A 12,711-nucleotide genomic window follows, 5' to 3' on the forward strand; every position below is an offset into this window, starting at 1 on the left:
TAACCTCAGGGCGTTTTGGGCTCATTTCAGCAGTTTCGACATCCGACGGTCCGCCAGCACCTTGCCGCCCGTCTGGCACGTAGCGCAGTACTGGAAAGAGCGGTCGGCGAAAGAGACCTCGCGCACCGTGTCGCCGCAGACGGGGCAGGGGCTACCGGTCCGGGCGTGCACCTTCATCCCGGAGCGCTTCTCCGCCTTGAGGGTGGCGACGTGCTGCCCGACGGATCGCTCGACCGCGTCCTCGAGCTCCGACCGCATGGCGGCGTACAGCGCGTCGGCCTGCGCCTCGTCCAGCGACTTCGCCGCCGCGAAGGGCGAGAGCTTCGCCGTGTGCAGGACCTCGTCGGAGTAGGCGTTGCCGATGCCGGCGATGGTGCGCTGATCGCGCAGCAGCGTCTTGAGCTGCGCGCGCGATCCTGCGAGGATCGCGCCGAACTCGTCGCGGGTCACGGCCAGCGCGTCGGGGCCGAGCGTCGCGACCATCTCGATCTCCTGCGGGTCGTGCACGATCCACACCGCGAGCCGCTTCTGCGTGCCCGCCTCCGTGAGATCGAAGCCCTCCCCCTCCGGCCCGACATGCACGCGCAGCGCGATCGGCGACTTCCCTCCGGGCCGCAGCGGCGTCGGCGACAGCTTCTCGGACCAGCGCAACCAGCCCGCGCGGGAGAGGTGCACGACGAGGGCGAGGTCCTCGTCGCCCTTGCGCGCATCGAGGATGAAGTACTTGCCGATCCGGCGCGTACCGGTGACGGTGGCCCCGACCAGGTCGTGCGGGCCCGGCGCATACGTCTTGAGCACGGACAACGCCGCCACGTCGACCCGTCGGACCTGCGTGCCGACGGCCTTGGCGCCCACGTAGTCCGCGATCGCGGTGATCTCGGGAAGCTCCGGCATGGCTCCAATCTAGTGTGGGGGTATGACCTTCTTCGGCCGTTCCGACGGTGGCGCCCTGTCCGACATCGAGCTCGCGGCCGAGATCGCCGAGGGTGCCGGGCGGATCCTGCAGTCCATCCGGCACGGTTCCCTGCTGGACGACGGGGTGCTGGGCGACACCGGCGACCGGCTCGCGCAGGCCTGGATCGCGCGCGTCCTGCGCCGGCACCGGCCGGACGACGCGGTGCTCTCGGAGGAGGCGCCGGACTCCACTGAGCGGCTCTCAGCCGAACGGGTGTGGGTCATCGACCCGCTGGACGGCACCCGCGACTACGCGGCGCACCGCCCCGATTACGCGGTGCACGTCGCGCTCACGCAGGGTGGGCAGCCGGTGCACAGCGCGGTCTCGCTGCCCGCGATGGACCGGGTTTTCCGCTCCGACACCGTGACCGCGCCGACGGGCACTCTGACGGGCAACCTCGCCCTCTCGCGCAGTCGCGCGACGCCCGGCATGTTCCGGGTCGCGGAGTCGCTGGGCCTCACGCCCGTCTCACTGGGTTCCGCCGGAGTGAAGACGATGGCCGTCGTGACCGGTCAGGTCGACGTGTACCTGCACGCCGGCGGACAGTACGAGTGGGATTCCTGCGCCCCCGTCGGCGTCGCGCGGGCAGCGGGCCTGCACTGCTCGCGCCTCGACGGCAGCGAGCTCTCCTACAACAACCCCGACCCCTACCTCCCCGACCTCGTGGTCTGCCGACCCGAGCTGGCGGAGAAGGTCCTCGACGCGCTGAACTGAGCGGGAGCGAGTTCAGTCGGCGGGGCGGCGGAGCAGGTAGACGTCCATGATCCAGCCGTGCTTCTCGCGGGCCTCGGCGCGGGTGCGGGCGATCAGTTCGCCCACCTCGCCGACGGGGCCGTCGATGAGGACCTCGTCGGGCGTGCCCAGGTAAGCGCCCCAGTAGACGTGGTCCGTCGGCGCGGCGGTCTCGCGGAAGGTGCAGTCCGCGTCGAGCATCACCACCGTGTTGCGACCGTCGTCCTCGTGCAGGCGGCGGCCCGTGGTGATGTGGATCGGCTCACCCACCCGGTTGAGCAGGATCGCGTGGGCGGCGGTCAGGGCTTGCACGCTGGTGATGCCGGGGATCACCGTGGGGACCAACTCCAGCGTCCGGCCGACGCGCTCGATCACGCGCAGCGTCGAGTCGTAGAGCGACGGGTCGCCCCACACCAGGAAGCCGGCGTTCCCGCCCTCGGGGACGTGCTCGGCGATCGCCGCGGCCAACGCCCGCGCCCGGGCGTCGTGCCAATCGGCGACGTGGGCGGCGTAGACACCGTCGGGCCGCGAGACGCCGCGCTCGGCGGACCGGTCCCGCGGCGGATCGGGCACGAGCACGACGCGCACGCCGGGTGCGTGCCGGTCGACGATCTCCTGCCGGATCCCGGTGAGCGTGCCCGCGTTCGGCTTGTCGAGGACGAAGAGGGCGTCGGCGGCGCGCATCGCCTCGATCGCGCCCACCGTGACGTGTCCGGGGTCGCCGGCGCCGATGCCGATGACCAGTGCGGTGCGGGTCACTGCATCGGCTCGCTGTACATGTTGAGCGTGGCGGTGAGCAGGTCGATGCGGTTCTGCTTGAGGGTCTCGTTGTCCGGGTCGATGACGCAGTACGACGCGGTGCCCTCGTGCACGGCGAGCAGCGCGTAGCCGAGCGCCTCGGGCGCGGTGACGCGGCGGCCGGCGGCCTCGAGCACGTGCATCACGGTGGGGATCATGTTCGCGAGGAGCATCCGCTGGGCGTCGCGGACCGTCTGGTTGAGCTCGGGCGTGCGGGTGCACAGCGCCACGAAGTCGCCGTTCACGCGCTGCCAGCGCTCATTGACGGGGATCGCGCGGACGGCCATCTCGATGAGCTTGCCGTAGTCGGCGCCCTGCACGACGTAGGTGTCGACGACCTTGGCCATGGTGTCCATGATCCACTGCACGTGGAACCGCCAGACCTCGATGAACAGCTCCTCGAGGCTGGTGAAGTTGGAGTAGAAGGCGCCGCGGGTGAAGCCGGCCGCCTCGCACACCATGGTGACGTTCGTCGAGCCGTAGCCGTGCTGCGCGAACACCAGGTACGCCGCCCGGATCAACCGCCGACGGGTCTTCGCGCGTCCCTTGGGATCGTCCGTCGGTTGCAGCGCCGCGGTCATCCGGCCGTCCCGATGGGACAGAATGTGCGTCGCTGTTCCATCGGCTCAGTGTACCCGCCGGTAGCCTCGGCTTCAGCGGTACTTCAGCGGTCGCCAACCGCAGCGACCTAGCGTGGAGGCCATCACGTCGTAGGAGGTCCGCAATGCCTGATTCACCGCCCGCAGCCGTATCCGGCGCGGCCCGGATCGCCGGGCTCGCCCTCGCCGTGACGGGGGCGGTCGGCCTCGTGGGCGCGGCGTTCCTGACATGGTTCACGGTGACGCCGGATCTCACGAAGTTGTTCGGCGTGAACCTCGATGTGCATGCCGAGGTATCCGGCATCGGCTCGGTCTCCTTCGCCGCGACGGGCCCGGCGGCGGGCGCCATCGAGCGCGAGGGCTCCCAGGTCGTCTCGACGCAGGCCGCGTGGGCCGGCTGGGCGGTGATCGTGTTCGGCATCGCAGTCGCTGCCGCCGCGGCGCTCGCCGCGTTCGGCCCCGCCCGGGCGCGTCGCGCTCTGGCTGTCGCCGCCGCGGTGTGTGCCCTCACCGGCGCCGGTGTCGCGGTGTACGCCCTCATCGTCGTCACCGGCTCCGAGACCACCAGCGTCGCCGGGTCCGAGCTGACCGTGACGACGGCGTCGGGGCCCGGGCCGCTCGTGGCGCTGGCCGCCGCCGTAGTCGCGCTGCTCGGCGCCATCGTGCTGCTCCTCGCCCGACGGTCCGCCCCCGACTTTATCGCGCAGCCCGCGCCGCAGGCTCCGCAGTTCCTGGCGTCGCCCTTCGGCCCCACGGGCCCGACGCCCACGGAACCGGCCCCCGGCGCTCAGCTGCCCGGCGCGCCCCTGCCTCCCGCGTACGCTCCGCAGGCACCGTCGAACCAGCAGTTCCCGCGCGCGGACTCGGCCTGGGCCCGCCCCGTCGCGCCGCCGGCGCACACCCCGCCTCCGCTCCCTACCCCCGCCACCGCGCCCGACGAACAGCCCCGAACCGCCGTGTCGCCGGTGGCGCAGCGCCGGCCGCAGCCCGACTGGGACCGCAACTGGCCCGGCACGGTGCCACCGACGCCTGGCCCGCTCACCCCCTCGGAGCAGCAGACGCAGGTCGTGAAGCGGCCGCCGCGCCCGGTGAAGGTCTCGCCGAAGCCCGAGACCGAGGCGCTCCCGCGCCGCGACCCGCGCTTCGACAGCCCGACGCAGCCCTGATCAGCCGGCGTCGCCCTCCAACTCGGCGACGCGGGCGCGCAGCCGGTCGATCTCGGTCTGCAGCTCGGCTTCGCGCTCCGCGGCGACCTTCTGGTACGCCGCTCCCAGCTGCTTGATGTACTCGCGGTCGAAGCGCGGGATGATGCTGCGCTGACAGTTCCAGTCGAACGCCTCGACGGCGATCTCGATGACCCGTCGGTCGGCGGTCTCCCGCACCGTCCCCCGGCCGAAGACCTTGAGCCGCACGCGCCGCGGGTAGTCGACGAAGAACATGGCGAGCCGGTCGTCGTCCGCGAGGTTGCCGAGGGTGACGAACTGGTTGTTGCCCGGGAGGTCGATGAAGCCGAGCCGCCCCGTCGCCGGGTCGTGCTGCACGAAGCCCGCCGGGCCGCTGCGGTACTGCAGGTAGGGCCAGCCCTGCGGACTGACGGTGGCGAGGCAGAACTGGTCGGCGCGGGTGATCATGAGCAGCTCGCGGTCGGTGAGGGCCTGCGGCCCGTCGTCGCCGCGCTCGAGCTGCCGGCCGTACGCCACGTAGCTGCCGTTGCGGCGCTGGCGGTCCAGGGCATCGTCGCCGAAGACCAGGTGGTGGTAGTGATTGTTCGGCACGGCTTCACGGTAGCGCGCACCGCTAGGATGGCTCCTCGTGGCGGACGAGATCGTGATCTACACCGACGGCGCGTGCTTGGGGAATCCCGGGCCGGGAGGCTGGGGCGCGGTGCTGCGCTTCGGTGAGCACCAGAAGGAGCTGTACGGCGCCGAGAAGGACACGACGAACAATCGCATGGAGCTCATGGGTGCCATCTCGGCGCTGGAGGCGATCACGCGGCCGATGCCGGTGGTGCTCTACACCGACAGCTCGTACGTGAAGAACGGCATCACCAAGTGGATCGCCGGCTGGAAGCGCAACGGCTGGAAGACCTCCGCCAAGCAGCCCGTGAAGAACGCCGAGCTGTGGCAGCGCCTGGAGCAGGCCGCCGCGCAGTACGAGATCGACTGGCGCTGGGTGAAGGGGCACGCGGGCAACGAAGGCAACGAACTCGCCGACCAGCTCGCCTCCCGCGGCGCGCAGGAGGCGCGGGACGCCTAATCGCGCCCCCAACATCGAGTTCTGCGACGCTTCGATGCGGATTTCGCCCGCGGGCCGTCGAAAACCCGGAAACTCGGGACGCGTCAGCGGCGCGCCCGGATCACGCCCCGGTCAGGCCGCCCTCAGCTGCAGAATCGCGATCTCCGGCGGCGCGGCGACGCGCACGGGCGGCCCCCACGCGCCGGCGCCGCGGCTGGTGTAGACGGGCATCCCGTCGACGGATTCGAGCCCCTGCAGCGCGGGCTGCTGTAGTCGCACGAAGTACCGGAAGGGCCAGAGTTGGCCGCCGTGCGTATGCCCCGCGACCTGCAGGTCCGCGCCGCGTTTGGCGAACTCTCGGCCCTGCAGCGGCTCGTGCGCGATGGCCACCGTGAAGGCGGCGGGATCGACACCGGCGAAGGCCGTGTCGTAGTCCACCTCGTGCGGCGCCGTGCCCGTCCGGTCGTTGGCGCCCACGAGTGTGACCGTCGCGCCGCCCCGCTCGAGCCGCGCCGAGCCGTTGGTCAGCGGGGTGACGCCGACGTCGCGCCACCGCTGCACCCAGTTCACGACATCGCCCGCGTAGTACTCGTGATTGCCGGTCACGGCGAACACCCCGAGCGGGGCGCGCAGGTCGCGCAGCGGCGTCAGGTCGTCGCCGATCTGCGCGACGGTGCCGTCGATGAGGTCGCCGGCCATCAGCACCAGGTCGGGCTTCTCGGCGTTGGTCCGGTCCACGATGCCCTGCACGAAGCCGCGGCTGCGCACGGGGCCCGCGTGGATGTCGGTGATGAGTGCGACCGTGAGCGACCCGAACGCGGCGGGCATCGACGCGAGCCGGATCTGGGTGTGCGTCACCCGGGGTGAAGCCGCTTCCACCAGCCCGTACAGCGTTGCGGCGACGGCGCCGATCACGCCGACGAGGGCCACGGCGCGGCGGAGCGGCGCACCGTCGAACCCGGGGCGGACGAGCCGCACCAGCCGGGCGAACACCCACAGCACCCCGAGGACGAGCACGGTGAGCAGCAGGTAGAAGATCGTCGCGAGCCACGTGAGACCGGCGGCGCTGATCCAGCGGACGCGGTCGGGGGCGATCACGCCCGCGCCCGCGAGCAGGCCGACCGCGCTGCACGCCGTGAGGACCACGGCCACGACGACGGCGGCGTTCCCGGCGATGCGCGCCGGCCGGGTCGTCCACCGCCGAACCACGCGACGCTGCACGAGAGCCAGCGAGCCCACCGTGACGACCAGTAGTACTGAGATCCCGATCGGCACGCGGCCATCCCCCTCGTGATGCTGCAAACTCGGACATCCGAATGTACCCGGCGGGCCCCGCGTGGCTACACTCGTGCCGCACGCCCTCGTAGCTCAGTCGGATAGAGCGGATCTCTCCTAAAGATCAGGTCGCAGGTTCGATTCCTGTCGGGGGCACCACCTGCGCCGCGCTCCTACTGCGCGCGCTTGGCGACCGCGTTCACGAAATCCGCGAGCATCTGCTGCTCCGTGTCGGCCGACTGCGCGGTGCCGCCGGTGGCGTCCGCGATCTTCTTCAGGGCCGGTAGGTCGGCGTCCTTGCTGATACCGACGGTGTGGATGTTCACCGGCCGCGCCGGGTCCACCAGCTTCTTCAGCTCCGCCACCATCTGATCGAGGGTGGTGCCGCCGTTCTTCTCGTTGCCGCCGTCGCTGAGCAGGATCAGCGAGTTGGAGTAGGCGGGGTCGAAGTCCTTGATCGCCTGCCGGTAGGCGGCGAGTGTCGTGTCGTAGAGGCCCGTGCCGCCGCGGACGCGGCCGGGCAGCGAGTTCACCCCGTCGAGCAGCAACTGCCGCTGGGTCTTGTCCCCCCGCTTGTCGGACAGGCGCGCGGTGGGGACGACCTCGGTCCAGTCCTTGCCGCCGTTCGTGGCGAGGGAGAAGGTCCACAGGCCGACGGCGTTCGCGTCGGGGATCTGCGTCACGACCTTGGTGAAGCCGGAGGCGAGCATCCCGATGCGGGTGGTGTCGCCGACCTTCTCGTCCATCGATCCGGAGGTGTCGACCACGACGAGCGCCTTGAGCGGGACGGCGAGGGTCGAGTAGGTCTGCTCGGCGCGCGCGAGCCGGGCGCGATCGGGGTCGGGGAGCGCCGTCACCGCGCCCACGCCGCCCGGCGGTGCCTCCGCCAGCGCGATGCCGCGCAGGCCGTCGCGGGCGAGGGCGGCGAGACCGTCGCCGGAGGTGAAGGCTGCGGCGAGGCGCTTGCCGGCGTCGGTCACGGCGGCCTGTCGCTGGCCGATCGCGGCGACGGCGAGCAGCAGCTCGTCTCGCGGGGCGCCGGTCTTCGGCACGACGGCGGCGAGCTCGCCGCGGGCCTTTTTCTCCTCGAGATAGGCGTACTCGGGCACGACCACGACGCCGCTGTCGGAGGCCGCGGCCGTGACGGGCTCGCCGTCGACGCGCTTGGCGGCCTGGGCGTACTGCGCCAGAACCGCGTTGAGGGCCCGGTCGTCGCCGCCGCCGGGGCGGGTGGACTCGGCGACGGCCGCGATGACCGGCGCATCGGAGTAGGGCGAATCCGCGGGCACAGCGCGGATCGTGGCCTGCGTCATGGCCTCGGACCAGCTCGCCGGCTGCGGGACCGCGGCGCCCGCCAGCACGATCGGGGAACCGGCCACGACGGTGGTCGGGAGCTCCCGGCCGAGCTGGGCCGAGACTGCGTCAGCGCGCGAGCGCGACGGGGCGAACCACAGATCGGCGGCGCCGGCCTGGAGCCGACCGGCGGACTCGTGGTCCGGCGCCTCGGCGACCGAGATCGTCGTGCACCTGTCGGAGGCGAGCGCTGCCTGCGAGCGGAGGGCCGGCGCCAGCGCCGGGTCGGCCATCACCGTGACGGTGCTCGACGCGCCGCAGCCCGCGAACTTCCCGCCGACGACGGCGACGATGCCCGCCACGAGCACCGCGACCAGCCCGGCGCCGACGAGAAGCCGCGCGACGTTCCTGCCGCGCGGCTTCTCCGCAGCCGGCTCACCCGGCGCGTCATGACGACCCATGAATGCAGTGTCGCCCTTTCTGAAGGTCGAACTACTGCTGCTGGTCCTGCTGGCCCGGCTGGCCGCCGACGAACTTCTTGGCGGCGTCCTGCGCCTTGTCCACCTGCGCGGCGAACTTGCCGCCGGTCTTGCCGTCGACGAGGTCGCCGGCTTTGTCGATGAGGCCCGGGTTCTTGCCGAGGGCGTCCTTGGCCTTGTTCGCGAGATCCTTGAAATCCATGCGTGCCAGGCTAGCGGACCGTCGACCACCAGTCGTGCGTACCAGGCGTGATCGCGTCGGCGGGGCCCGCTCCGGCACCGTCGACCCGGCCGCCCGGCATGGGGATGATCGTGGCGACCCCAGCCTCCCCCGCGGCCGCGAGGAGCCGCTCGACGGGCTCGGACCAGTCATGGAAGGCGAGGTTGAACGTGGCCCAGTGCACGGGCACGAGCGGGGCGCCCGGCTTGGCGATCATCGCGTGGATCGCGACGGCCTCCTCGGGGTTGGTGTGCACATCGGGCCAGAGGGGGTCGTAGGCGCCGATCGGCAGCAGCGTGAGGTCGAACGGGCCGAAGTGGTCGCCGACCAGCTTGAACCGCTCGGTGAAGCCTGTGTCGCCGCCGAAGAAGACGGAGTGTTCGGGGCCCACGAGCGACCATGACGCCCATTGCGTGGAGTTGCGGGTGAGGCCGCGGCCGGAGAAGTGGCGGGCCTCGGTGCACACCACCTTGACGCTCTTCCCGTCGCGGGTCAGCGTGTGCGCCTGGTCCCAGTCCAACTCAACGATCCGGTCCTCGGGGACGCCCCACGCGCGCAGGTGACCGCCCACGCCGACCGGCACGCAGAAGGGCACGTCCCGGTCGCGGGTGAGCTCGTCGATCGTGGGGAGGTCGAGGTGGTCGTAGTGGTCATGGCTGATGATCACCGCATCGATGTGCGGCAGCGCGCTCAACGCGACCGGGACGGGGTGCAGCCGCGCGGGGCCGATCGTCGGCGACGGGGAGACCCGCTCACCCCAGACCGGGTCGGCGAGGATCCGGAAGCCGTCGACCTCGATGAGAACCGATGAGTGCCCGAACCAGGTGACAGCCAGGTCGGAGGGCTGTTCCGGGCTCGGGTCGGCGGCCAGCGGGATCGGGCCCGACGGTGCCCCCACCCCGTGCCGGGCACGGCCGACCACGCCGCGGGCGATCTTGGCCGCGTCGAAGCGCTGGTGCGGGCTGTCCGGGTCGGTGTTGGTGTAGACGGTGTCCACCTGCGCGCCCATCGACCGCTTCAGGCCGCTCGCGGCGCGGAGCCCCGTGGCGCCCACGATCCCGGCCGCCGCGCCCGCGGCGAAGGTGACGACGTTTCCCAGCCGCATGATCAGCGGCCCTGAAAGCGCGGCTCGCGCTTCTCGATCCGGGCCATGATGGCCTCCTTGAGGTCCTCGGAGTCCCACACCGCGTGCAACCGTTCGACCTCCTGCTCGGTGGCCGGTTCCAGCGCGACGTCCGTCTTGAACAGCGCCTTGTAGTTCTGCAGCGACAGCGGGGCGAGCTTCGCGATGCCGCGGGCGAAATCGAGCGCGGCCTCACGGTCGCCGATCGCGTTGGCGAAGCCCAGGTCGGCGAGCTTCTCGGCACCGATCTTCTGCGCGGCCATGAGCACGCCCCGGGCGTGGCCGCCGCCGATGAGGTCCTCGAGGCGGCGCAGCGTCCACTTGTCGATGGTGACGCCGAGCTTGGCGGCGGGGATCGCGATCGTCGCGCTGGGATCCAGCACGCGCAGGTCCGCCAGCATCGCCATCTGCACGCCCGCTCCCACGGCCGGCCCGTTGACCGCAGCGACCAGGATCTGCTTCATCGATTCGACCCGGCGGTAGAAGCGGATGACCCGCTCCATGAAGTTCTTGTCCAGCACCGCGCCCGAGCGCAGATCCGCCCCCGCGGAGAACACGGTGCCCTGCCCCGTGAGCACGATGACGAAGACCCCGTCGGCCTCCGCGCGGTCGAACGCCGCCTCCAGTCCCTCCAGGAGCTCGGGGTTGAGAGCGTTCCGCGCTTCCGGGCGCTGGAACTCGATGACGGCGACCTTCTCCTCCAGCGTGTAACCAATCATGGCCCGCAATCTACGCTACGTGGGTGAAGGATGTCGTTGTGGTCGGTGCTGGCCAGGCGGGTCTCTCGGCCGCCTACTACCTCCCCAGGTTCGGTATCGAGAATCCAATCGTGCTGGACCACAACGCCGGTCCGGGCGGCGCGTGGCGGCAGCGCTGGCCCTCACTGACGCTCCGCTCCGCGAATCACGTCCACGATCTGCCGGGCTGGGGCCTGCAGGACGCGCTGGGCTCCGAATGCGACGACATTCCGGCGGCCACCGGCGTCGCGCGGTACTTCGGCGAGTACGAGCGAAAGTTCGGGATCGACGTCCACCGCCCCGCCCATGTCGCCTCGGTCGCGCGCTGCGACGAGGGCTTCCTCGTGGCCGGGCACGGCGCCGAGGGCCCCTTCGAGTACCGGACCGCCGCGGTCATCAACTGCACCGGCACATGGGACCGGCCGTTCTGGCCGACGGTGGCGGGCGCACCGTCGTTCCGCGGGACCCAACTGCACGCGCACGACTACCGCACCGCCGAGCCCTTCGCCGGGAAGCGGGTCGCGGTGATCGGCGCCGGGATCACCGCGGTGCAGCTGCTGCTGGAGATCGCCGAGGTCGCGGAGACCGCGTGGTTCACCCGCCGCGAGGTGCAGTGGGACAGCACCCCCTTCGACCCCGACAAGGGACGGCGCGCCGTGGCTCGCGTCGAGGAGCGGGTGCGGGCCGGCCTCCCGCCCGGCTCCGTGGTCTCGGTGACCGGCCTGCCGATGACCGACGCCATGCGGCGCGGCATCGAGGCCGGGGTACTGGTCCGGCACCCGATGTTCGCGTCCCTCTCGCCCGACGGTCCGCTGCTCGCCGACGGAACGCTCGTGCCCGCCGACGTGATCCTGTGGTGCACCGGCTTCCGCTACTCGATGGACCACCTGGCGCCGTTGAACCTGCGCTCCCCCGGCGGCGGCATCGTCATGACCGGCCGGCTCGCGACCGAGGTCGCCGGCGAGCCCCGGCTGCACCTGCTGGGCTACGGGCCGTCCGCGTCGACGATCGGAGCGAACCGCGCGGGGCGGGAGGCGGCGCGAGCGATCGCCGAGGTTGTTGGCGGGTCCGGCGGGTCCGGACCGGGACGGGTGGGGGAGACTCCGCTCGCTTAGACGTCCTCGCCTCGCCCAGCGGCTCGGGTCGTCCGATGCGCTCGACGGCGTCTCCTCCACCCGTCCCTCGTTCGTTCGTGGTCGCGGGCCGTGGTCTCGCGTGTGCGTTGGGAGACCAAGGGTTGGTGTGCGGGCGGCTCTCCGATTGTGTCCGGGATGGACAAGGCCGCCGCGCATCATCTTTCGAAGGGTTCTGCGACGTTCGGCGTCGGATTCGTCGCAGAACCCTTCGAAAAAGTGTGAGCGCCGGACACAATCCGAGAGTCAGCCGCAGGGCACCGTTGAACCCCGGGAACCGCGGCGTGCGGAGCCCGGGGCCGGACCGGCGGATCAGCGCAGGTTGAACGAGGCCGGGTCGGGGCCGATGCGCTTGCCGGGCAGGGCGCTGATGCGGGCGACCTCGTCGTCGGACAGCGCGAAGCCGAAGACGTCGAAGTTCTCGGCGATGCGGGCGGGCGTGACCGACTTGGGGATCACGACGTTGCCGAGCTGCAGGTGCCAGCGCAGGATGGCTTGCGCGGGAGTCACGCCGTGGGCGGCCGCGACCTCGACGACGGCGGCGTCCGTGAGCGACTCGCCCTGGCCCAGCGGCGACCATGCCTCGGTGGCGATGCCGTGCTCGGCATGGAAGGCGCGCAGCTCGTCCTGCGGCAGGCCCGGGTGCAGCTCGATCTGATTGATCGCCGGGGTCTCGCCGGTCTCGTCGATCACGCGGCGCAACGCCTCGATGGTGAAGTTGCTGACGCCAATCGCCTTCGCACGGCCGGAGTCACGGATCTGCTGGAAGGCCTTGAACGTGTCGACGTAGCGGTCATACTCCGGGACGGGCCAGTGGATGAGGTAGAGGTCGACGTAGTCGGTGCCGAGGCGCTCGAGCGAGGCGTCGAAGGCGCGCAAGGTCTCGTCGAAACCCTGGTCCGAGTTCCACAGCTTGGTGGTGAGGAAGACCTCGTCACGGGCAAGGCCGCTCTCGGCGATCGCGCGGCCTGTGCCGGCCTCGTTCTCGTAGACCTTGGCCGTGTCGATGCTGCGATAGCCGACCCGCAGTGCCTCCGCGACGGCGTCGTGCGCACCGTCGTCCGGCACCTGCCAGACGCCGAAGCCGAGCTGGGGGATCGAGGTTCCGTTATTGAGCTTCACGTTCGGTACG

General features: G+C 71.5%; 14 protein-coding genes and 1 tRNA gene. 5 read left to right on the plus strand and 10 right to left on the minus strand.

Translation table 11 applies throughout. The features are described 5' to 3' along the window. Window positions 1-21: 21 nt before the first annotated feature. Complete coding sequence (locus HNP44_RS13335) at window positions 22-894, minus strand: DNA-formamidopyrimidine glycosylase family protein (RefSeq protein WP_259140914.1); 873 nt, start codon at window positions 892-894, stop codon at window positions 22-24. A 22-nt stretch (window positions 895-916) separates the two neighbouring features. On the opposite strand from HNP44_RS13335, the gene HNP44_RS13340 reads away from it, so the two are divergent. Beyond that, entirely contained in the window at window positions 917-1,669 is a 753-nt protein-coding gene (locus HNP44_RS13340; RefSeq protein ID WP_259140915.1) for a 3'(2'),5'-bisphosphate nucleotidase CysQ, read from the plus strand. Between the two features lie 12 nt (window positions 1,670-1,681). On the opposite strand, the gene cobF is transcribed toward HNP44_RS13340, so the two are convergent. Next, entirely contained in the window at window positions 1,682-2,446 is a 765-nt protein-coding gene (gene cobF / locus HNP44_RS13345) for a precorrin-6A synthase (deacetylating) (RefSeq protein ID WP_259140916.1), read from the minus strand. After that, complete coding sequence (locus HNP44_RS13350; protein WP_259140917.1) at window positions 2,443-3,066, minus strand: TetR/AcrR family transcriptional regulator; 624 nt, start codon at window positions 3,064-3,066, stop codon at window positions 2,443-2,445. The genes cobF and HNP44_RS13350 overlap by 4 nt, the downstream gene beginning before the upstream one ends. A gap of 143 nt (window positions 3,067-3,209) precedes the next feature. Between HNP44_RS13350 and HNP44_RS13355 the strand changes: the two genes are divergently transcribed. Continuing rightward, entirely contained in the window at window positions 3,210-4,250 is a 1,041-nt protein-coding gene (locus HNP44_RS13355; protein ID WP_259140919.1) for a hypothetical protein, read from the plus strand. On the opposite strand, the gene HNP44_RS13360 is transcribed toward HNP44_RS13355, so the two are convergent. Then, entirely contained in the window at window positions 4,251-4,859 is a 609-nt protein-coding gene (locus HNP44_RS13360) for a pyridoxamine 5'-phosphate oxidase family protein (RefSeq protein ID WP_259140921.1), read from the minus strand. A 37-nt stretch (window positions 4,860-4,896) separates the two neighbouring features. Between HNP44_RS13360 and rnhA the strand changes: the two genes are divergently transcribed. Next, window positions 4,897-5,340, plus strand: a complete 444-nt coding sequence (rnhA, locus tag HNP44_RS13365; protein WP_224648900.1) for a ribonuclease HI — start codon at window positions 4,897-4,899, stop codon at window positions 5,338-5,340. A gap of 111 nt (window positions 5,341-5,451) precedes the next feature. Here rnhA and HNP44_RS13370 read toward each other — a convergent pair whose 3' ends face one another. Further along, on the minus strand, window positions 5,452-6,594 hold the full coding sequence (locus HNP44_RS13370; protein WP_259140922.1) for a metallophosphoesterase: 1,143 nt from the start codon (window positions 6,592-6,594) through the stop codon (window positions 5,452-5,454). Between the two features lie 82 nt (window positions 6,595-6,676). Here HNP44_RS13370 and HNP44_RS13375 point away from each other — a divergent pair. Further along, window positions 6,677-6,753 (plus strand) — tRNA-Arg (locus tag HNP44_RS13375). A gap of 14 nt (window positions 6,754-6,767) precedes the next feature. On the opposite strand, the gene HNP44_RS13380 is transcribed toward HNP44_RS13375, so the two are convergent. Genes HNP44_RS13380 through HNP44_RS13395 form a run of 4 tightly spaced genes read right to left on the minus strand, consistent with a single transcriptional unit; the run spans window position 6,768 to window position 10,428 of the window. Continuing rightward, entirely contained in the window at window positions 6,768-8,348 is a 1,581-nt protein-coding gene (locus HNP44_RS13380; protein WP_259140924.1) for a VWA domain-containing protein, read from the minus strand. Between the two features lie 31 nt (window positions 8,349-8,379). Next, window positions 8,380-8,568, minus strand: coding sequence for an antitoxin (locus tag HNP44_RS13385; protein ID WP_310437683.1), 189 nt, complete (start codon window positions 8,566-8,568; stop codon window positions 8,380-8,382). A gap of 10 nt (window positions 8,569-8,578) precedes the next feature. After that, window positions 8,579-9,691 carry an MBL fold metallo-hydrolase gene (locus tag HNP44_RS13390; protein ID WP_259140926.1) on the minus strand — a complete coding sequence of 371 codons (1,113 nt, stop codon included), beginning with the start codon at window positions 9,689-9,691 and terminating at the stop codon, window positions 8,579-8,581. Between the two features lie 2 nt (window positions 9,692-9,693). Next, window positions 9,694-10,428, minus strand: a complete 735-nt coding sequence (locus HNP44_RS13395; protein ID WP_259140927.1) for an enoyl-CoA hydratase — start codon at window positions 10,426-10,428, stop codon at window positions 9,694-9,696. 23 nt (window positions 10,429-10,451) lie between these two features. Between HNP44_RS13395 and HNP44_RS13400 the strand changes: the two genes are divergently transcribed. Then, window positions 10,452-11,561, plus strand: coding sequence for an NAD(P)/FAD-dependent oxidoreductase (locus HNP44_RS13400; protein WP_259140928.1), 1,110 nt, complete (start codon window positions 10,452-10,454; stop codon window positions 11,559-11,561). Between the two features lie 330 nt (window positions 11,562-11,891). Here HNP44_RS13400 and HNP44_RS13405 read toward each other — a convergent pair whose 3' ends face one another. Then, a complete protein-coding gene (locus tag HNP44_RS13405) occupies window positions 11,892-12,701 on the minus strand; it encodes an aldo/keto reductase (protein WP_259140930.1) in 810 nt (269 codons plus the stop codon). Window positions 12,702-12,711: the final 10 nt, after the last annotated feature.

It is taken from the genome of Tsukamurella ocularis, assembly GCF_024807615.1.
GTDB lineage: Bacteria > Actinomycetota > Actinomycetes > Mycobacteriales > Mycobacteriaceae > Tsukamurella > Tsukamurella ocularis.

Bases quoted from the DNA above. Each gene is read 5' to 3' on its own strand.
- HNP44_RS13335 (WP_259140914.1), bottom strand. From the start codon at position 894: ATGCCGGAGCTTCCCGAGATCACCGCGATCGCGGACTACGTGGGCGCC.
- HNP44_RS13340 (WP_259140915.1), top strand. From the start codon at position 917: ATGACCTTCTTCGGCCGTTCCGACGGTGGCGCCCTGTCCGACATCGAG.
- HNP44_RS13350 (WP_259140917.1), bottom strand. From the start codon at position 3,066: ATGACCGCGGCGCTGCAACCGACGGACGATCCCAAGGGACGCGCGAAG.
- HNP44_RS13355 (WP_259140919.1), top strand. From the start codon at position 3,210: ATGCCTGATTCACCGCCCGCAGCCGTATCCGGCGCGGCCCGGATCGCC.
- HNP44_RS13380 (WP_259140924.1), bottom strand. From the start codon at position 8,348: ATGGGTCGTCATGACGCGCCGGGTGAGCCGGCTGCGGAGAAGCCGCGC.
- HNP44_RS13385 (WP_310437683.1), bottom strand. From the start codon at position 8,568: ATGGATTTCAAGGATCTCGCGAACAAGGCCAAGGACGCCCTCGGCAAG.
- HNP44_RS13390 (WP_259140926.1), bottom strand. From the start codon at position 9,691: ATGCGGCTGGGAAACGTCGTCACCTTCGCCGCGGGCGCGGCGGCCGGG.
- HNP44_RS13395 (WP_259140927.1), bottom strand. From the start codon at position 10,428: ATGATTGGTTACACGCTGGAGGAGAAGGTCGCCGTCATCGAGTTCCAG.